The organism is Janthinobacterium psychrotolerans, from assembly GCF_001677885.1.
GTDB lineage: Bacteria > Pseudomonadota > Gammaproteobacteria > Burkholderiales > Burkholderiaceae_D > Janthinobacterium > Janthinobacterium psychrotolerans.
The window spans coordinates 257,600-277,312 of the sequence record NZ_LOCQ01000060.1; the positions used below are offsets into that span (position 1 = coordinate 257,600).

The 19,713-nt window shown below is 66.6% G+C and carries 15 protein-coding genes; 9 read left to right on the forward strand and 6 right to left on the reverse strand.

Features of this window, described 5'->3' with window-relative positions; translation table 11 throughout:
* The first annotated feature begins 31 nt into the window (after nt 1-31).
* Both xerD and ASR47_RS21350 read left to right on the forward strand, forming a co-directional pair.
* Entirely contained in the window at nt 32-949 is a 918-nt protein-coding gene (xerD, locus tag ASR47_RS21345) for a site-specific tyrosine recombinase XerD (protein ID WP_065309963.1), read from the forward strand.
* A gap of 80 nt (nt 950-1,029) precedes the next feature.
* Nucleotides 1,030-1,233, forward strand: a complete 204-nt coding sequence (locus ASR47_RS21350) for a hypothetical protein (protein ID WP_065309802.1) — start codon at nt 1,030-1,032, stop codon at nt 1,231-1,233.
* A 52-nt stretch (nt 1,234-1,285) separates the two neighbouring features.
* On the opposite strand, the gene ASR47_RS21355 is transcribed toward ASR47_RS21350, so the two are convergent.
* Genes ASR47_RS21355 through ASR47_RS21365 form a run of 3 tightly spaced genes read right to left on the reverse strand, consistent with a single transcriptional unit; the run spans nt 1,286 to nt 6,795 of the window.
* Nucleotides 1,286-2,563: a TolC family protein gene (locus ASR47_RS21355; protein WP_065309803.1), complete on the reverse strand. Its 1,278-nt coding sequence runs from the start codon at nt 2,561-2,563 to the stop codon at nt 1,286-1,288.
* Nucleotides 2,550-5,663, reverse strand: a complete 3,114-nt coding sequence (locus ASR47_RS21360; RefSeq protein ID WP_065309804.1) for an efflux RND transporter permease subunit — start codon at nt 5,661-5,663, stop codon at nt 2,550-2,552. The genes ASR47_RS21355 and ASR47_RS21360 overlap by 14 nt, the downstream gene beginning before the upstream one ends.
* Nucleotides 5,656-6,795, reverse strand: a complete 1,140-nt coding sequence (locus ASR47_RS21365; RefSeq protein WP_065309805.1) for an efflux RND transporter periplasmic adaptor subunit — start codon at nt 6,793-6,795, stop codon at nt 5,656-5,658. The genes ASR47_RS21360 and ASR47_RS21365 overlap by 8 nt, the downstream gene beginning before the upstream one ends.
* A gap of 221 nt (nt 6,796-7,016) precedes the next feature.
* Here ASR47_RS21365 and ASR47_RS21370 point away from each other — a divergent pair, with 221 nt between their 5' ends.
* On the forward strand, nt 7,017-7,697 hold the full coding sequence (locus tag ASR47_RS21370; RefSeq protein ID WP_065309806.1) for a response regulator transcription factor: 681 nt from the start codon (nt 7,017-7,019) through the stop codon (nt 7,695-7,697).
* The gene (locus ASR47_RS21375) at nt 7,690-9,087 is read left to right on the forward strand and encodes a sensor histidine kinase (RefSeq protein ID WP_065309807.1); all 1,398 of its coding nucleotides are present in this window, start codon (nt 7,690-7,692) and stop codon (nt 9,085-9,087) included. Before ASR47_RS21370 ends, ASR47_RS21375 begins: the two co-directional genes overlap by 8 nt.
* Nucleotides 9,088-9,163: 76 nt before the next feature.
* Here the strand turns inward: ASR47_RS21375 and ASR47_RS21380 are convergent, their stop codons facing one another.
* Nucleotides 9,164-12,286: an efflux RND transporter permease subunit gene (locus ASR47_RS21380; RefSeq protein WP_065309808.1), complete on the reverse strand. Its 3,123-nt coding sequence runs from the start codon at nt 12,284-12,286 to the stop codon at nt 9,164-9,166.
* Nucleotides 12,287-12,289: 3 nt separating this feature from the next.
* Nucleotides 12,290-13,540 (reverse strand): efflux RND transporter periplasmic adaptor subunit, encoded by a 1,251-nt coding sequence (locus ASR47_RS21385; RefSeq protein WP_065309809.1) that lies wholly within the window; start codon nt 13,538-13,540, stop codon nt 12,290-12,292.
* A gap of 296 nt (nt 13,541-13,836) precedes the next feature.
* Between ASR47_RS21385 and ASR47_RS21390 the strand changes: the two genes are divergently transcribed.
* A complete protein-coding gene (locus ASR47_RS21390) occupies nt 13,837-16,353 on the forward strand; it encodes a sensor domain-containing protein (RefSeq protein ID WP_082989078.1) in 2,517 nt (838 codons plus the stop codon).
* Here ASR47_RS21390 and ASR47_RS21395 read toward each other — a convergent pair.
* Complete coding sequence (locus ASR47_RS21395) at nt 16,346-17,329, reverse strand: endonuclease/exonuclease/phosphatase family protein (RefSeq protein ID WP_065309810.1); 984 nt, start codon at nt 17,327-17,329, stop codon at nt 16,346-16,348. The genes ASR47_RS21390 and ASR47_RS21395 overlap by 8 nt on opposite strands.
* 37 nt (nt 17,330-17,366) lie before the next feature.
* Between ASR47_RS21395 and ybaK the strand changes: the two genes are divergently transcribed.
* From ybaK to ASR47_RS21415, 4 genes are all read left to right on the forward strand, one after another.
* Nucleotides 17,367-17,858 carry a Cys-tRNA(Pro) deacylase gene (gene ybaK, locus ASR47_RS21400; protein WP_065309811.1) on the forward strand — a complete coding sequence of 164 codons (492 nt, stop codon included), beginning with the start codon at nt 17,367-17,369 and terminating at the stop codon, nt 17,856-17,858.
* A gap of 97 nt (nt 17,859-17,955) precedes the next feature.
* Nucleotides 17,956-18,573 (forward strand): glycerol-3-phosphate 1-O-acyltransferase PlsY, encoded by a 618-nt coding sequence (gene plsY, locus ASR47_RS21405; RefSeq protein ID WP_245714438.1) that lies wholly within the window; start codon nt 17,956-17,958, stop codon nt 18,571-18,573.
* A gap of 88 nt (nt 18,574-18,661) precedes the next feature.
* Complete coding sequence (locus ASR47_RS21410) at nt 18,662-19,327, forward strand: DsbA family oxidoreductase (protein WP_065309965.1); 666 nt, start codon at nt 18,662-18,664, stop codon at nt 19,325-19,327.
* Between the two features lie 77 nt (nt 19,328-19,404).
* Nucleotides 19,405-19,695 (forward strand): DUF427 domain-containing protein, encoded by a 291-nt coding sequence (locus ASR47_RS21415; RefSeq protein ID WP_065309813.1) that lies wholly within the window; start codon nt 19,405-19,407, stop codon nt 19,693-19,695.
* Nucleotides 19,696-19,713 lie beyond the last annotated feature (18 nt).

The window sequence follows — 19,713 nt, forward strand, 5'->3', positions numbered from 1 at the left end:
CACATTTAATGTTTTGATCGCGACCGCGCCAATGATGAACAGCCTGCTTGCGCCCGACAACGCCACCCTGATCGACGAATTTTGCGACAGCCTGTGGCTGGAAGACGGCCTGTCGAAAAACTCGCTCGACGCCTACCGGCGCGACATGCGCCTGTTCGCGCGCTGGCTGGAGGTGAACCGTCCCGGGCGCGACAGCCTGTTCGATGTGGCCACCGGCGACATCGAAGCCTATTTCGCCGCCCGCCACGACGACAGCAAGGCGACCTCGTCGAACCGCCGCCTGTCGGTGCTCAAGCGCTTTTACCAGCTGGCGCTGCGCCAGAAGCGGATCGAGGCCGACCCTTGCCTCAAGCTGGTGTCGGCCCGGCAGCCGACGCGCTTTGTCCATACCTTGAGTGAAGCGCAGGTCGAAGCGCTGCTGGCCGCGCCGGACGTGTCCACGCCGCTGGGCCTGCGCGAGCGCACCATGCTCGAACTGATGTATGCGAGCGGCCTGCGGGTGTCCGAACTGGTGGACCTGAAAGCGGTGGAACTGAGCCTGAACGACGGTGTGTTGCGCATTACCGGCAAGGGCGACAAGACGCGGCTGGTGCCGTTCGGCGAGCAGGCGCGGCGCTGGATCGAGCGCTACCTGAAGGACGCGCGCGCCATCATCCTCGACGGCCAGATGGATGACGCCTTGTTCGTCACGCGCCGTGGCGGCGCCATGACGCGGCAGATGTTCTGGGTGATTATCAAGAAACACGCGATGAACGCCGGCATCACGGCGCCCTTGTCGCCGCACACCTTGCGCCACGCATTTGCCACCCATTTGCTGAACCACGGTGCGGACTTGCGCGTGGTGCAATTGTTATTGGGCCATTCCGATATTTCCACCACCCAGATCTATACGCACGTGGCGCGCGAACGCCTGAAACTGCTGCATGCCGCGCATCATCCGCGGGGCTGAAAATTTTGCATTTGGCCCAACTGCGTCATAATGTGGTTAGTGCGCATATCTGTCACAACAAAACATTAAAGAGGTAGTAAATGGCCAAGACAAATTTCCAATACGAAAAACGGCAAAAAGAGCTGGAAAAGAAAAAGAAAGCCGAGGAAAAAGCCAGGCGCAAGCTGGAAGCGAAAAACAATCCGAAGCCGGCCGATGGCGCCGAAGGCGAAGACGGCGAAGACGCTGACGATGCCGATGCCGAAGAGGCCACCGGCGACGACGCACCGGCCCAGCCGCAGTAACTTTTCCGTTCCTCTCCGGCGCGCCATCAGCGCGCCGGCTGTCGTTCTTCCCTTACAGCACCGGCCGACGGCCGATGGCCAGTTGCAGCTGCGCGCTGGCATAGGCGGCATCGGCGCGCGCCTGCAGATAGCCTTGCCAGGCATCGTCGGCCGAGCGCTGCGCCGCCAGCCACTCCAGCAGCGAGGCGTTGCCGCTGAAGTAGGACAGGCGCAGGCCATCGACCACCTTTTGCGCGTCGGCCAGCACGCCGTCGCGGTAGCGCGCCAGCTTGTCCTGCGCCGCGTGCAGTTGCAGCTGTGCCGCGCGCACCTGGATCTGCGCCTGCAGTTCGGCCTGGCGCAGCGCCAGCATCGCCTGCGTCACGCCCGCTTCGGCCTGCACCACGTCGCCATGGTCGCGCCGCGACAGCGCAATCGGCACCGCCAGCGTCAGCGTCACGGCGCGCGAACGGGCCGCGCCATCGACCGGCGCGCCATTGCCATCGACGCCATCATGGTAGCCGCGCACGGCCGACAGGCCCAGGGTGACGGTCGGGTCGACCGAGCGGTTGGCGCGCACCAGGGCCGCGCCGTCGCGTTGATTGTCCAGCGCGGCGCGCGCGATGCGCACGTCGCTGCGCGCCTCGAGTGCCTGCGCCAGCAGGGCGCTGGTGGCGCCGCCGTCAAAGCTGGCCACCTCGCAGGCCAGTTGCGCCTGCGGGAATACCTCCTCCAGTGGCTTGCCCAGCAGCGGCGACAAGGCCAGCTGCGCGCCTTGCGCATCGCTGCGCGCCTGCAGCAGCTCGGCCCGGAACTGGTCGCGTTCGACGCGCGACTGCAGCAGTTCGATGCCGCCCACGTCGCCCGCCTTGCGCCGCACCTCGTTGGCGGCCACCACTTTCGACAGCGCCGCCAAGGTTTGCTCCTTGCGCGCGGCCACGTCGCGCGTGCGGCAGGCCTCCGTAAAGGCCGCCGCGCTGCTCGCATACAGCGCGCTTTTGAAGCCGGCCACGGTTTCCTCGGCCAGCGCCACATTGCTGTGCGCGGCCTTGATGCGCGCGTCGCGCTTGCCGCCCGTCTCGATCGTCATCGACAGCGCCGGCGTCCAGGTAAGGGGGTGGCGCGGCAGCGAGCGCACCGCCTCGCGCCCCGCGCCCAGCGAAAATTGCGGGTCGGGGCGCAGGCCGGCGATGCCGATGCCGGCCTTGGCCGAGGTGATGCTTTGCTGCTGCGCCTGCAGTTCCAGGCTGTTGTGCTCGACGGCCGACAGATAGGTATCAAAACTCAGTGGCGCGGCCATGGCGCCGGGGGCGGCCAGCCAGGCCGCCAGTAGCCAGTTAAAGCGTGTCATGCGTAACTCCTTCGGTATGGGTCTGGCGCGCGGTTTTTTGGGCGACATGGGCCTCGATCAGGTAATACAAGGCCGGCAACAGCAGCAGCGTCAGTGCGGTGGCCGTCACCAGGCCGCCCACCACCACCGTGGCCAGCGGGCGCTGCACGTCGCTGCCCAAGCCCGTGGCCAGCATGGCCGGCGTCAGCCCCAGGGCGGCCACGGTGGCCGTCATCAGCACCGGGCGCATGCGGTCGCGCGCGCCTTCGAGCACGGCCTCGCGCAGGCTCTTGTGTTCCTGGCTGCGCAGCCGGTTGAGCTGGGCCAGCATCAGCACGGCGTTCAATACGGCCACGCCGAACAGGGCGATAAAGCCGACCGCGCTCGATACGTTCAGGGTCATGCCGCGCAGGTGCAGCGCGGCCAGGCCGCCCAGCATGGCCAGCGGCACGGCCAGCAGCACCAGCGCCGGCTGGCGCAGGTTGTGGAACTGGCAGAACAGCAGCAGGAACATGGCGCCCAGGGTCATCGGCAGGATGATGGCCAGGCGGCTTTGCGCGCGCTGCAGATTCTCGAACTGGCCGCCCCATGCCATGCTGATGCGCTGATGGTCGTAGGGCACGGCCTGTTCCAGCAGCGGGCGCGCCTCGGCCAGGAAGCTGGCCAGGTCGCGGCCACGCGCGTTCAGGCGCACGATGATGTGGCGCCGGCCCATTTCGCGCACGATCACGCTCTCGCCCGAGGTGGTGCTGATTTTGGCCACCTGCGCCAGCGGGATGCGCGCGCCATTGGCGGCCGTCAGCATCAGGGCGGCGATGGCGTCGGGGCTCGAGCGCATGGCTGGCGGGAAGCGCACGGCGATGTCGTAGCTTTTCTCGCCCACGTACAGCTGGCCGATGGGCGCGCCGCCGATGCCGGTCGAGATCAGGTCGGCCACGTCGGCCGCGTTGATGCCGTAGCGGGCGGCGGCGGCGCGGTCGAGTTCTACCTTCAGGTTGGGCAGCGGCGGCTCGACGTCGACCGCCACGTCGGAGGCGCCCGGTACGGTGCGCAGCACCTTGGCCACCTGGCCGGCCAGGGTGCGTACTTCACCCAAGTCATTGCCGAAGATCTTGACCGTCAGGTCGCTGTGCGCGCCCGACAGCTTGTCCTGCACGCCGTCGATCATCGGCTGCATGAAGGCCACCGTGTAGCCGGGCATGCGCGCAAAGCGCTCGTTCATTTTGGCGATCAGATCCTGCTTGCTCATGCCCGATGGCCAGCTTTTATACGGCTGCAGGCCGACGCTCGCTTCGATATGCGACGGCGTCCAGTAATCGGTGCCGTCGTCGTTGCGCCCGGTCTGGGTGACGATGGTCGACACCTGCGGAAACTCCAGCGCGGCGCGCCGCAGTTCGCTGGCCATGAGGGCCGCTTTCTCCAGCGTGATCCCGGGCGGCATCTGCACCTGCAGCCACAGGGAGCCTTCGTCGAGATAGGGCAGGAAGTCGCGGCCGATGGTCGCGCCCAGCAGCGCCAGGCCCGCCAGCGAGGCGGCGCACACCATCACCACCCAGCGTTTGCCGCCCACCGCACGGTCGAGAAAGCGGCCGTACAGCGTGCCCAGTTTTTCCAGCGCGCGGTTATGGAACATGGGGCGCGGCTTGCGCAGCGCGATCCAGGCCAGTCCCGGGATCAGCACCAGCGCCACCACCAGCGCGCCGACCAGCGCCGCGCCGACCGCATAGGCCATCGGCGAAAACAGCTTGTATTCGATGCGCTGGAAGGCGAACAGCGGCAAATACGCGGCGATGATGACGGCCATGCCGAACATGATCGGGCGCGCCACCTGCAAGGTCGCCTCGATCGCATCGTTGATGGTCAAGGCCCGCTGCTGCTCGCGCTCGCGGCGGCGCAGCAGGTTTTCCAGCACCACCACCGAGCCGTCGACCAGGATGCCGAAGTCGATCGCCCCCAGTGACAGCAGGTTGGCGGGAATTTTGAAGTGATGCATGAAGATAAAGGCGATCAGCAGCGCCAGCGGTATCGTCAGCGCGACGATGGCGGCCGCGCGCGGGCTGCCCAGGAACAGCAGCAGCACCAGGGCGACCAGCAGCATGCCTTCGCCCAGGGTCGCGCCGACCGTGTGCAAGGTGGCGTCGATCAGCGAGCTGCGGTCCAGGTACGGCACGATTTTGACGTCTTTCGGCAGCACCCGCATATTGAGCTCGTCAACGGCCGCATGGATGCCGGCCAGCGCCTCGGACGGATTGAAGTCCTTCAGCAGCAGGGTGATGCCCTCGATGGTGTCGGGATTGCTGTCCTTGCCGAGGATGCCGCGCCGCTCGACGTTGCCGTAGGCGAGCTTGCCCAGGTCTTTCAACAGCACCGGCACGCCATTTTTCGAGCTCACCACCACATTGCCCATGTCGTCGAGTGTATGCAGCAGGCCCACGCCGCGCACCACATAGGACTGCTGGCCACGGTCGATCACGCTGCCGCCGCCGCTGAGATTGTTGGCGTTGATGGCATCCTTGACCTGGGCCAGCGACAGGCCGTAGCTCGACAATTTTGCCGGGTCGAGCTCCAGCATGAATTGCGTTGTCAGGCCGCCAAAATTGCTGACGTCGGCCACGCCGCGCACCTGCTGCAGGCGCGGGATCACGGTCCAGAACTGCAGTTCGGACAATTCGCGCAGGCTGCGCGTTTTCGATTCCAGCGTATAGCGGTAGATCTCGCCGGTGGGCGAGGTGTACGGGTCGAGCGCCGGCTTGGCGCCATAGGGCAGGTTGACGGTGGCCATGCGCTCCTGCAGCCGCTGGCGCGTGAAGTAGCCGTCGCTGCCGTCCTCGAACACCACGGTCACCAGCGACAGCGCGAACAGGCTGCGCGTGCGCAGCACATGCATGCCGGGCGTGCCCAGCAGCGCGCGTTCGAGCGGAATCGTGATCTGCTGTTCGATTTCCTCGGCGCCCAGGCCCGGCACTTGCGTGACGATCTGCGAGGTGACGTCGGCGATATCGGGATAGGCTTCGATGGGCAGCTGCCGCCAGCTGTAGACGCCGTAGATGGCGACAAACAGCAGCACCAGCCAGACGATGCCGCGCCGCTGGCAGCAGGTGGCGATCAGGCGATCAATCATTGAGCAGCACTCCTTCCTTGACCACGATGCGCTCGCCCGGCCGCAGGCCCGAGACGATCTCCACCTGGCCGTCGTGGCTGGCGCCCACCTGCACCACCTTTGGCACAAAATGCAGCGCCGTGCGTTCGACCATCACGCGCGTGTCCAGCCCGCCTTGCAGCAGGGCCGACGCCGGCACCACGATGGCGCGCCGGCTCGCGCCGGTAAAAGCGGCGCGCGCGAACATGCCCGGCTTGAAGGCGCCAGCGCGGTTGTCGATGGCAACGCGCACCTTGACCGTGCGCGTCTCGGCGTCGAGCACCGCGCCCACATAGGCGACCTTGCCGTCGAACGACTTGCCGGGCCAGGCATCGACCTTGATGCGCGCGGCCTGGCCGACGGCCACCTGCGCCAGGTCTTTTTCGGCCACATTGGCCGACAGCCAGACCGTCGACAGGTCGGCCACCGTCATCACGGGGGCGTTGATATCGTTCCAGTAGCCGCCCTGGGCGCCGTCCATGGCGATCACGGTGCCGGCAATCGGCGAGCGCAGCACGTAGTCGCGGCGCGAACCGCGTGCGCCGGCGCCGGCGCCATATTGGGCCAGCTTGTCGGCGCTGGCCTGGGCGTCGCTACTGGCCTGGTCGTAGCTTGCCTGCGCCGCTTCATAGTCCTTGCGCGCGGCGATTTCCGCCTCGAACAGGGTCTTCTGGCGCTGCAGTTCCTGGCGCGCCTGCAGCAGCGCCGAACCGGCCTTGCCGTGCTCCGCGTAGGCCGCGCTCAGTTCGGCCGAGTCGAGCGTAAACAGCGCGTCGCCAGCCTTGACGCTGTCGCCGAGGCTGCGCTGCAGATGCGTGATGCGCCCGGCCACGGGCGGCGTGATGCGCACCAGTTTTTCCGGCATCGCCTCAATGCTGCCCGGCGCCTCGGTCTCGGTGGCGATCTCGCGTTCGAGCACCGGTTCGACCTGCAGGCGCTGGCGCAGCGGCGCCATCTTGTTCACTTCGATGCTGCCATCGTCCAGATGGCGCAGTTGCGCCTGCGGCTGGGCCGCCTCGGTGGCCTTGCCGCAGCCGGCCAGGCCGGTGCAGGCGAGTGCGGCGGCCAGGGCGCATGCGCCCATGGCCATGGCGTTGGGGGTGGTCGTGTTCATCCCGTGTTTCCTTGTTGTTGGTCGTGATGGGGGCATGCGGGGATGCCGTGCCCAGGCGGGCAGTAGAATGCGGTGGTCAAAACAGCGCCCGGAAAGCATAGCAAGGTGGTCCTGAAGATGCTCCCAAGAAAGCCTGAATCCTTCTTCAGGTTTGGTTGGCACAGGATGCGGCGCGGTAAAATGGCCGTCGGTACAACGGCGGCGCAACACGAAAGGCAGGCATGAGAATCCTCTTGGTGGAAGACGACCGCAAGGCGGCGCGGCTGCTGGCGCGCGGCTTGCAGGAAGAAGGGTTTGTGGTCGATGTGGCGCACAGCGCCGAAGAGGGCGAGGACGAAAGCTACGCCGTCGACTACGACCTGATCGTGCTCGACTGGATGTTGCCGGGCAAGCAGGGCATCGACTTTTGCCGCGACCTGCGTGCGCGTGCGATCCAGACGCCGGTGCTGATGCTGACCGCGCGCGACGCCACCGCCGACCGCGTCGCGGGCCTGAACACGGGCGCCGACGACTACCTGACCAAGCCTTTCGAATTCGAGGAACTGCTGGCGCGCATCCGCGCGCTGCTGCGCCGCTCCGACATCAGCCGCCCGCTGGTGCTGGCGCTGGCCGACCTGACGCTCGATCCGGTCAGCCACCAGGTCACGCGCGCCGGCGCGCCGCTGGTGCTCACGCCCAAGGAATACGCGATTCTGCTGATATTGCTGCGCCAGGCGGGCGAGGTGGTCAGCCGCGCCCGCCTGGCCGAGCAGATCTGGCAGGCGGACCTGATCGGCATCGACAACCTGATCGACGTCCATGTGCGCAATTTGCGCGGCAAGGTCGATGCGCCGGGCATGGCGCAGCTGATTCATACGGTGCGCGGGCGCGGCTTCCGCCTGGCGGAAAACAGCGGTGGTTAGCTTTCGCAAGCGCTTGCTGCTGGTGCACCTGGCGGTGATTTCGGCGATCGTCGCCTGCACCGCGCTGGCCGGCTACTGGGGCCTGTCGCGCGCCGTGCATGGCCAGCTCGATGCGGCCCTGCTGGCGCTGGGCGAGACGGAGATGGCGATGCTGCCGGCCGCGCCGCGCCAGCCGGTCAAGGTGCACGAGGTGTTGTCTGGCGCGTCGCCGCCGTCGCTGGTACGGCTCGACCGCCTGGTGCAGATCATCGACGGCCAGGGCCGCGTGCTGGCGCGCAGCCGCAACCTGGAAGCGGCGCAGCTGCCGGCCGACGCCGCCCTGCTGGCGCGCCTGGCCGCCGGCCAGACCGTGTTCGAGACCCTGCCCCGCTTCGGCGAGGAGCCGGTGCGCATGGTGTCGATTCCCGTGCGCGGTTCCAACGAGCGTCTGGCGGTGCAGGTGGCCGGATCGCTCGACGACGTCAACCGCGTGCTGGGAGCGGCCACCTTGCTGTTCGGCGCGCTGGCGCTGGCGCTGCTGGCGGCGGTTGGCCTGGCCGGCGAAATGCTGGCGCGCCGCGTGCTGGGCGCCATCGACGACGTGGTGCGCCAGGCGCGCTCGATCGGCGAGGCCAGCCTGGACCAGCGCCTGGCCCATGCCGGCACCCAGGATGAAATCGGCCGCCTGGTCGACACCCTGAACGCCATGCTCGACCGGCTGGAAAACGGCTATGAGGCGCAGCGCCGCTTCACGGCCGACGCCTCGCACGAATTGCGCTCGCCGCTGTCGCGCCTGCGCACGGAAATCGAAATCACCCTGCGCCGCCCGCGCGACACGCCCGACTATGTCGCTGCGCTGGCGTCCTGCCTCGACGAGGTGCAGCGCCTGACCACCCTGGTCGAAGAGCTGCTGATGCTCACGCGGCTCGATGCGGGCCAGGAGCGCAATGCGCTCGAAACCGTGGATCTGGCGCCGCTGGCGCGCGCCGCCGCACGTCGCCTGGACAACGTGGCGGCGCAGCGCGGCATCCGCATCGTGTTCGATGAAGGCGCGCCCGTGCATGCGCGCGTGGCGGCCGGCCCCGCCGACCTGGTGCTGGCCAACCTGCTCGACAACGCCGTGAAGTTTTCGCCACCCGACAGCCTGATCACCGTGCACGTGACGCGCGACGGTGCCGATGCGCTGGTCGGCGTGGCCGACGCCGGCGCCGGCATCGGCGTGGAAGACCTGCCGCACCTGTTCGAACGCTTTTACCGCGGCGCCCAGGCGCGCGCGGGCGAAGCGCCCGGCTTCGGCCTGGGCCTGGCGCTGTCGCAGGCCATCGTGCATGCCTACGGCGGGCGCATCGAAGCGAGCAACCGGCCTGGCGGCGGTGCGCTGTTTACCATGCGCCTGCCCGCTTCAGGCTGAAGCCCTCTCGGGCAGCCGCCGCGTCGTCCCCGCCAGTGCGGGGACGGTGAAGGCGATCTTGGACTGCTTAGTGTGCTTAATGTGCCTTGCCGACGACCGCGAGCTTGCCGTCGTCTTCGGGCTCGTGCTCGCCGCCGCCAAAGAAGCGCGCCGCGCGCTTGCCCAGGCTGTCGAGGTAGGTGTAGGCCACCGGCACCACCACCAGGGTCAGCAGGGTCGAGGTGAGCACGCCGCCGATCACGGCGCGCCCCATCGGCGCCTGCGATTCGCCGCCGTCGCCCATGCCAATCGCCATCGGCAGCATGCCGAACACCATCGCCAGGGTGGTCATCAAAATCGGCCGCAGGCGCACCTGGCCCGCTTCCATCAGCGCTGCGAACTGCCCCAGGCCTTCGCGCTGGCGCTGGTTGGTAAAGTCGACCAGCAGGATGGCGTTTTTCGTCACCAGCCCCATCAGCATGATAAAGCCGATCACCGAGAAGATATTCAGGGTGCTGCCGGTGATTAACAGGGCCAGCAGCACGCCGATCAGGGAGAGCGGCAGCGACACCATGATGGCGATTGGCTGCAAAAAGCTGCCGAACTGCGAGGCGAGCACCAGGTAGATGAAGATCACGGCGATCCCCAGCGCCATCATCGCGCCGCCCATGGTTTCGGCCATCTGCTGCGCATTGCCGGCCACGTCGAAGCGCACGCCCGGTGGCAGCGCGATCGACTTGATGGCCTTTTGCACATCGGCGTCGACGTCGCCGGCCGGGCGCCCCTGCACGCCGGCATAGATGGCGACCCGGCGCTGCAGTGCCTGGCGTTTCAATACCTGCGGACTGGACGAGGGCACGAAGTCGACCACCTGGCGCAGCGGGATCATGATCGGCTTGCCGCTGGCGTCGAGTTTGCTGGACGCCAGCGACAGGTCGGCCAGGTCGGCCACCTTCTGGCGGCCCGACTTGGGCAGCTGCACGTTGACGTCGTAGTTCTGGCCGTCGGACGCCAGCCAGTGGCTGACCGTGTCGCCGGCCACAAACGGGCGCAGCGCATTGCCGATCTGCTGCACCGACAGGCCCAGGTCGCTGGCCAGTTCGTTGTTGATCTTGATGGTGGTCGACGGGTTGGCGCCTTCCTGGCTGTATTCCATGTCGGCCAGGCCCTTGATGGCGCGCATCTTGTCCATCAAGGTGTGGGCCACCGCATCGAGCTTGCCTTCATCGGTGCCGAGAATGGCGATAAAGATCGGCCGCTGGCCCACCGACAGGGTGATGCCGGCGATCGGCGCCAGGCGCTCGCGGATCAGTTTTTCCAGTTCCTGCTGCGAGCGGCGCTGGTGGGTTTTCACGTCCGTCAGTTTCAGGTTCACTTCGGCGGCGTTGCGGCCATCGGGGGTGCCGACGTTGGCCACCAGGCTGTCGATTTCGGGGAACTGTTTCAAGGCCTGCTCGATCTGGCGCACTTTGCTGTCGGTGTATTCCAGGCTGGAGCCGACCGGCGTCTTGAAGCGCAGGTTGACCCAGCCCTGGTCGGTTTCCGGGAACATCTCGCCGCCGATCATGGGCACTAGCATCAGGCTGCCGGCGAACAGGGCGACGGCGGTGGCCAGGGTGGTCTTGCGCCAGCGCAGGGCCACCGCCAGCACCTTGCCGTACCAGACGTGCAGGCGGTCGATGCCGGTTTCCAGCCAGGCCATGAAGCGGCCCAGCCACGGCGCGTACTTGAAGCGGTCCTTGACCGGGTCGCGCCACACCGACGACAGCATCGGGTCGAGCGTGAAGCTGACGAACAGCGACACCAGCACCGCCACCGCCACGGTAATGCCGAACTGCAGAAAGAAGCGGCCGATAATGCCGTCCATGAAGGCGACCGGCACGAACACGGCGACGATGGCAAAGGTGGTGGCCATCACGGCCAGGCCGATTTCATTGGTGCCGTCGTTGGCCGCCTTGTAGTGGTTCTTGCCCATGCCCAGGTGGCGCACGATGTTTTCGCGCACCACGATGGCGTCGTCGATCAGCAGACCGATGCACAAGGAGAGCGCCATCAGGGTCAGGAAATTGAGCGTAAAGCCGAAGGCCTTCATGGCGATAAAGCTGGCCAGCACCGAAATCGGCAAGGTCAAGCCGGTGATGATGGTGCTGCGCCACGAGTGCAGGAACAGGAACACGATCACCATGGTCAATATCGCGCCTTCGATGATGGTGCGCTTGACGTTATTGAGCTGGCTTTGCACGCGCTCCGATTCGTCGTCGAGCACGCGCAGGCTGATATCGGCCGGCAGCGTCTTTTGCAGGTCGGCCGCCACTTTCAGTATGCCGGTGCCCACTTCGACCACATTGGCGTCCTGCACCTTGGTGATCTCCATGGTCACGGCCTGCTGGCCGTTCATGCGCGAGATCGACAGCTCTTCCTGCTCGCCATCGACGACGGTGGCCACCTGGTCCAGGTAGACCGGGCCGACGGCGCGGCGCGCGACGATGATCTTGCCGAATTCGCGCGCATCCTTGATCTTGCCTTCCACGCGCACCAGTTGTTCGGCCGCGCCGTGGCTGATCGAGCCGGCCGGCAGGTTGGTATTGGTGGCCTGGATGGCGCGGATCACTTCGTCGACGCCGATGCCCTGGGCATTGAGTTCGACCGGCTTCATGCTGATCAGGATCTGGCGCGCACGCAGGCCGCGCAGCTTGACCTGGCCGACCCCGGCCACGCTCTGGAAGCGCTTGCTGATCACCTGCTCCGTCATGGTCGACAGCTCGCGCAGGCCATGCCCGGTCGAGGTCAGCACGATGGTGGCGATCGGGCGCTCGTTGTCGCCTTCGGCGCGCGCGATGAACGGGTCCTTGGCTTCCTTGGGAAAGCGCGGGCGCACCAGGGCCACCTTGTCGCGCAGGTCCTGCATGGCCTTGTCCATATTGGTCGACAGCTCGAATTCCAGGTAGACGCCGGCGCGTCCTTCCCACGAGTTGGCGCGGATGGTCTTGATGCCGCTGACGGTGTTGACGGCGTCTTCGATCGGGCGCGTGATGTCGTTTTCCACCGCTTCGGGCGAGGCGCCCGGGTAATTGACTTCAATCGCGGCAAACGGAAACTGCACGCTGGGCATGCTTTCCACGCCCAGGCCCCGGTATGAAAACACGCCCAGCACCACCAGCGCCACCATCACCATGGTGGCGAACACGGGATTCTGGATACTGACTTTGGTCATCCACATGGTTCAGCCTTTCGGTGCCGGCGCGGCCGGTGGTGTCGCCACTGCCGTGGCAGCGGCGGGCGTTGCGCCAAAGGTCACGCCATGGCCGGGTTTGACGCCATCGAGTTTGGCGACGATCACTCTGGCGCCGGGCGCCAGGCCTTCCTTGACCTCCGCATAGCCTTCGTCTTCATTGCGCAGGCCCAGGGTGATCGCCTGCGCGACCACCTTGTTGTCGACCACGGCGTACACCACCGTGCCCTGCTTTTCCGTGCGCACGGCCGTCAAGGGCACCATCGGCGCGACGATCGAGCGTTCGGTGACGATGCTGCCCTTGGCGAACATGCCGCCGCGCAGGGCGCCATCGCCATTGTCGACGGCGATATACACCAGCATGGCGCGCGAGCCGCTTTCGGTGGTGGGGTTGATGCGCGCCACCTTGCCGCCAAAGTCGCGCGCGCCAAAGCCGTCGACCTTGAAGCGCACGTCCTGGCCGATTCTGATGCGCGGGATTTCCGCACTCGGCACGGGCGCTTCCAGGGTCAGTTGCGCCAGGTTGACGATGGTGTAGACCGGCATGTCGGGCGCGACCTTTTCGCCGGCCTGCACATGGCGCTTGCTGACGATGCCGGCCATCGGCGCGCGGATCACGGTGTCGGCCAGCGCGATGCGGGCAATCTCCACCATGGCGGCGGCGGACTTGACGCTGGCGCGCGCCAGGTCGACCGAGTTTAGCGTCGTGTCGTAGGCGGTCTGCGAGATGTATTTCTGCTTGAGCAGCGCCTGGCTGTTCGCTTCGTTCTTGCTGGCCATCGACAGGCGCGCCTGCGCTTCGTCGAGCATGGCCTGCTGCTGCGTCAGGCGCGCGCGCTGGTCGGCCGCATCCAGGCGCAGCAGCACCTGGCCGCCCGACACCTGCTGGCCTTCCTGCACCGTCGTTTCGCGGATTTCGCCAGACACCTTGGCCTTGATGGTGGCCTGGTTCAAGGGCGCCAGCGATCCGGACAGGGGCAGGCTGACACTCAGTGCGCGTGCAGTGATGGCGGCCACGTCGCCCTGCGCCAGTTCATGCACGGGCGCTTTTTCCTGTTCCTTTTTCTTGGCCGCCTGCGCTTGGGCCGCCTTGGCGGCTTGTTGTTTTGACTGCAGCACCGTCCAGCCGCCGCCGGCCAGGCCCAGCACCAGCAGGATCAGCACGGGCGCGCGCCAGCGGCGCGGGCGGCGGGTCGCGGCGAAAGGGAGCGGCGGCAGCGGGGACGTGGTCTCGTTTTTCATAGGATACTTTTAGAGTAGGGGCATTCGGGTAGCGCAGCGCCGTGGCGGGCCGCCATGGCACGCCTGCCACGGCACCGGCTCACGGCGATGCGCATGTTGCCACTTTATGAAGATTGCCGATTATTTGCCAGCCCCATGCGACAGATTGCACAAAAACGGGGCTGGAATGCACGCTGGGGCGATGGGAACGGGACGCGATGCTTGTGCAGTCTCAATAAGCCGATACGCTGGCAGGCAAGAATGGGAGCGATGGTTGCGCCACCGGGCGGGCTGTCAAGCGAACGAAGGGGAAGCGCATGGTTGACCCGATTGCCAGGCCCGCCGCCTCGCCGGGCCGTTTGCTGGCCTGCGCGCCCGCGGACGCGGGGCTGGCCGCCCAGGCGCTCGACTTCCTGGCCATTATCGCCGCCGCCGTCGAGCAGGCGCCGGGCATGGCCGTGCGCGGCATCGACCGCGACGGCATCGTGCGCTACTGGAGTCCGGGCGCCGCGCGCCTGTATGGCGTGCGCACCGAGCAGGCCGTCGGCCAGCCCTGGACCTGGGTGGCGCACGCCGCCGTGCCCGAACTGGCCGGCGAACTGGCCGACGGTTTCGGGCCGGAACTGGCGCTGGTGCTGGCCGGCGGCAAGGCCAGGCCGGCGCGACTGTGGCAGACGGGGCTGGACGGCGCCGGCCCGCGCTGCTTCTGTTCCACCCTGTTCCCGCTGCTGCACGAGGGCAGGGTACGCCACGTGGTGTGCATCGACGTCGACATCACGGCCGGCAGCCACGACGGCATGCCGGCCGGCGCGCTGCTGCTGATGGCCGACCATTTCCGCCAGCTGTACGACAAATCATCGGACGCCATCGTGCTGCTGCGCGACGAGCATATCGCCGAAGCCAATCCGGCCGCGGTGGCGCTGTTCCAGTGCGAGGACCGGCAGCGCCTGCTGGGGCGGCGCCTCAGCGATTTTTCGCCGCTGCGCCAGCCCGGTGGCGAAGTGTCGGCCGTGCTGGGCGCGCAGATGGCGGCCCAGGCGCATGCGCACGGCAACCGCCGCTACGAGTGGCGCTACCTGACCTGCCTGGGCGAGCTGTTCTGGGGCGAAGTGCTGCTCACCTCCGTCACGGTCGACCACAGCTACCTGTTCTACGCCGTGGTGCGCGACATCTCCGCGCGCAAGCTGGCCGAGCGTTCGCTGCACCTGGCCGCGCAGGTGGTCGAGCATGCGCGCGAGGCCATCGTGGTGATGGATGAACAGCAGCAGGTGGTGAGCATCAACCCGGCCTACAGCGAGACCAGCGGCTATCGCCTGCAAGACCTGCTGGGCCGGCGCTTCATTGATGTGGCCAGCGCCGAACAGCAGGCGGTGCTGGCGCAGGCGTGGGACGCGGTGCGGCGCGACGGCCACTGGCAGGGCGAGTTGCTGGCGCCGCGCAAGGCGGGCGCGCCGTATCCTGCCTGGCTGTCGCTCACCGCCATCGTCGACCATGCGGGCCAGCCCAGCAACTACATGGCCATCCTGCTCGATATCAGCGAGCGCAAGAAAGACGAAGAGCAGACCCGCCACCTGGCCGAGCATGACTTTCTGACCGATCTGCCGAACCGCGTGCTGCTGCGCGACCGGCTGTCGCTGGCGCTGGCCGCCGCGCGGCGCAAGCTGCACATGCTGGCCGTGCTGTACCTGGATCTCGACCACTTCAAGCAGATCAACGACAGCATGGGCCACCATGTGGGCGACCTGCTGCTCAAGGAGGTGGCGCGGCGCCTGGTGCGCTGCGTGCGCGGCGTCGATACGGTCAGCCGCCACGGCGGCGACGAATTCGTCATCCTGCTGGCCGAAGTGGGCGGCGCCGACCAGGCGGCCCACGTGGCGGCCAGCGTGCTGCAGGCCGTGACCCAGGTCTATCAGCTGGGCCAGTACGAGCTGCATGTGTCGGTCTCGATCGGCGTCTCCGTGTTTCCCGGCGACGGCGACGACATCGACGCGCTGATGCATAACGCCGACGTCGCCATGTACCACGCCAAGAGCCGCGGCCGCGACAATGTCCAGTTCTTCAACGCCGACATGAACGCCCATATCGTCGAGCGCGCCAGCCTGGAACACGATTTGCGCGCGGCGCTTGGCAAGGGCGAATTCGTGCTCGACTGCCAGCCCGTGATCGCCATCGCCAGCGGCATGGTGGTCGCCTGCGAAGCGCTGCTGCGCTGGCGCCACCCGCAGCTGGGCCTGCTGCTGCCCGAGCGCTTTATGGGCGTGGCCGAAGAATGCGGCCTGATGGTGCCGATCGGCGGCTGGGTCCTGCGCCAGGCCTGCGTACAGGCCCGCGCCTGGCATGACGCCGGCCACCTGCTGGCCGTCAGCGTCAACCTGTCGGCCGCGCAGTGCATGCAGAACCAGCTGCCGCATGACGTGGAAGAAGCGCTGCACGGCGCCGGCCTGCCGCCCGCGTATCTGGAACTGGAGGTGACTGAAAGCATCCTCATGAAAGGCGGCACGCGCCTGATGGAGATGCTGGCGCAGCTGCGCGCGCTGGGCGTGAGCATCAGCATCGACGACTTCGGCACCGGCTATTCACGCCTGGGCACGCTGCGCCAGTACCCGGTCGACAAGCTGAAAATCGACCCCTCGTTCCTGCAAGGCGACGACCTGACGGTGGCCGCCACCATCATCGCCATGGCGCGCCAGCTGCACTTGACGGTGATCGCCGAAGGCGTGGAAACGGCGCAGCAGCTGGCCTGCCTGCGCGAGCAGGGCTGCGACCAGTACCAGGGCCGGCATGCGAGCGCGCAGGTGGAGGGGAGCGCGCTGGGAAGGCTGCTGGTCAGCTGAGATTGAATAGCCTGATGCGCGCCACCACCTGCCCATGGTCCGACGCCTGCGGCAGCGCCTGCAGCAGGTGGTCATTCACATACAGCACGTCCTGCACCGCACCGATGGCGCGCGGCGAGGCGGGGTGGAAGTGCTCGGAGACGAGGATATGGTCGATCGTCATGTAGGTGCTGTCGTGCACATTGGTATAGCCCACATGGCGCAGATAGTCCTGGCGCAGCTGGATGGCGTTGCAGTCGTACAGGCGTTCGCGCATTTCCGGCAGGTCGCTGCCGGGCTCGCACGGCGCGCCGGCGCCCATCACGATCGAGGTGGTGACGGCGCTGGCGATGTCGTTGAAGTCGCCCAGCACGATGCAGGGCCGGCCACTACGACCCAGGTCGCTCACCAGCACGCGCAGCGCCACCGCTTCGGCGCCACGCCGCTGCAACGATCGCAGGTTGGCCAGCGCATAGCTGCGCGCATCGGCGCCGTCGCCATGGCGGTAGTCGGGCCGGCGCGATTTCAGATGCACCACCAGCACGTCGGTGATCTGGCCGCCGGGCAGGATTACCTGCGCATGCAGCGGCGGGCGGGCGAAGCGCGACAGGGTGGCGTCTTCCGGATGGCCGTCGGCCGGCATCGCCACGCCGGCGGGAAACTCGGCGTAGGCCACGCTGGGGCCGGCCAGTGGCAGGCGCGACACCAGCGCCACGGTCGGCAGCAGGCGCTCCGGGCCGTCGGGCGCGTCGTAGCCGGCCTGCACCGCGTCGCGGTAATGGCGCGTGCGCGACAGCACGTCGCGCAGGGCGGCCTGCGAGAAGACTTCCTGAAAACCGATCACGTCGGCGTCGAGCAAATCGATCTGGTGCGCCGTCCATTCCGCCTTGGCGTCGTACTGTTCCTGGCTCAAGGGCGCCAGGTTGTCATACAGCTTGGCGCCCGGCGGGGCAAGATTGCAGACATTGAAGGTGGCAAAGCGTATTTCTTGCTGCATAATTAGCACTCCTCACTGAACGATCAGCGTATCACGCATGGCTAAAAAAGAGCATATTTCAGAAACGCAGGCGACGCAGCTGCTGCGCAAGCATCAGGTCGCCTTTGACGAATGTCCGTATCCCTACGAGGAACACGGCGGCACCAGCGTCTCGGCGCGCGAACTTGGCGTGCCCGAACACGAGGTGATCAAGACCCTGGTGATGCAGGACGAGGCGGCCAAGCCCTTGATCGTGCTGATGCACGGCGACTGCAAGGTGTCGACCAAAAACCTGGCGCGCGCCATCGGCTGCAAGTCGGTCGAGCCTTGCAAGCCCGAAGTGGCGCAGCGCCATTCCGGCTACATGATAGGCGGCACCTCGCCGTTCGGCACCAAAAAGGCGATGCCGGTCTACGTGGAAGAAAGCATTTTGGCCTTGCCGCGCATCTATATCAATGGCGGACGGCGCGGCTTTCTCGTCGCGCTGGCGCCGCAGGTGCTGCTCGATGTGCTCAAGGCCAAGGCCGTGCATTGCGCCCTGCAGGATTAAGGAAATCGACTGGCGCCCTGTCTTTGGGCCGGGCGCTGGTGTATATTCTGCTGCGCCAGCCTCGACGCCGGTAGCAATCACATAACAAAGGGAAGAAATGAATCCAGTAATCACAACCTTGGCGATGACAGTGGCCGCTTACTTGCTCGGCTCGATCTCGTTCGCCGTGGTGATGAGCAAGGTGTACGGCATCGCCGATCCGCGCACCTATGGCTCGAAGAATCCGGGCGCGACCAATGTGCTGCGCAGCGGCAACAAGGGCGCCGCCATCATGACCCTGCTGGGCGACGGCGCCAAGGGCTGGCTGGCCGTATTCCTGGCCGACCGCTTCGCTTTTGATCTGGGTGTGGACGAGACGGCCGTGGCGCTGGTCGCCATCGCCGTGTTCCTGGGCCACCTGTGGCCCGTATTCTTCCGCTTTGTCGGCGGCAAGGGGGTTGCCACGGCGCTGGGCGTGCTGCTGGGCATTAACCCATGGCTGGGCCTGGCGACCTTGGCCACCTGGCTGATCATCGCCTACGCGTTTCGCTATTCCTCGCTGGCGGCGCTGGTGGCGGCCCTGTTCGCCCCTTTCTACTACGGCCTGCTGTTCGGCGTCGACGCGATCCTGCTGTCGGTGGTGGTCATGAGCGTGCTGCTGGCCTACCGCCATAGCCAGAATATTGCCAACCTGCTCGCTGGTAAAGAGAGCAAGATCGGCGCGAAGAAAAAGTAACTGCTTGATATTGGCCGGCCCGCACGCATATGGATGGCTTGCGGCGCCGCGCGGTGCGGCCGCCACCGACTCGCGCAAAGGCTGCCTCATGACCACTCCCGCTACCACTCGCACCCCCGTCCGTATCGATTTCGTCTCCGACGTTTCCTGCCCCTGGTGCGTGATCGGCCTGAAATCCCTGGAGCAGGCCTTGTCCACCCTGCAAGACACGGTGGCCGCCGAGATCCATTTCCAGCCATTCGAGCTGAACGTCAACATGCCACCGGAAGGCCAGGATATCGGCGAACATATCGCCGAGAAATATGGCTCGACCCCGGAACAGATGGCGCAGTCGCGCGAAGCGATACGCGCGCGTGGCGAGTCGCTCGGTTTTACGTTCTCGATGGACAAGCGCGGCCGCATCTACAACACCTTTGATGCGCACCGCCTGCTGCACTGGGCCGAACTGGCCGGGCGCCAGCGCGAACTGAAGATGGCCCTGTTCGAGGCCTATTTCACGCAGGGCCAGGACCCGTCCTCGCACGAGGTGCTGGTCAAGGCCGCCGACGATGCGGGGCTCGATCCGGAGACGGCGCTGGACATACTGACGTCGGGCAAATATGCCGACGAAGTGCGCGCGCGTGAACAGTTCTACCAGCAAAACGGCATCAGCTCGGTGCCGGCCATCATCATCAACGAACGCCATTTGATCTCCGGCGGCCAGCCGCCGGAAGTGTTCGAACAGGCTTTGCGCCAGATCATTACGCAAGAGTAAGTTGCACCAGCGCACCAATGGCGCGCGCCGTTTCTTGATATTCAGGCTACACTTGCCTTTCACCGGAGGATAGCCGAATGCCTACAGCAAGCTGGAATGGCGCCGTCATTGCGCAAGCGCACAGCGATCAGGTACAGATCGTTGAAAACAATGTGTATTTCCCGCTCTCCGCCGTCAGCCAGGATCACCTGCGCCCCAGCGGCCACCAGACGAGCTGCCCGTGGAAGGGCAGCGCCAGCTATTACGACCTGGTCGTCGATGGCAAGGTCAACGAGAACGCCGCCTGGTATTACCCCGAACCCAAGGCGGAAGCGCGGCAGATTGCCGGCCATGTCGCCTTCTGGCGCGGCGTGGTGGTCGAGCGCTGACCGGCAGTTCCTCTTTTT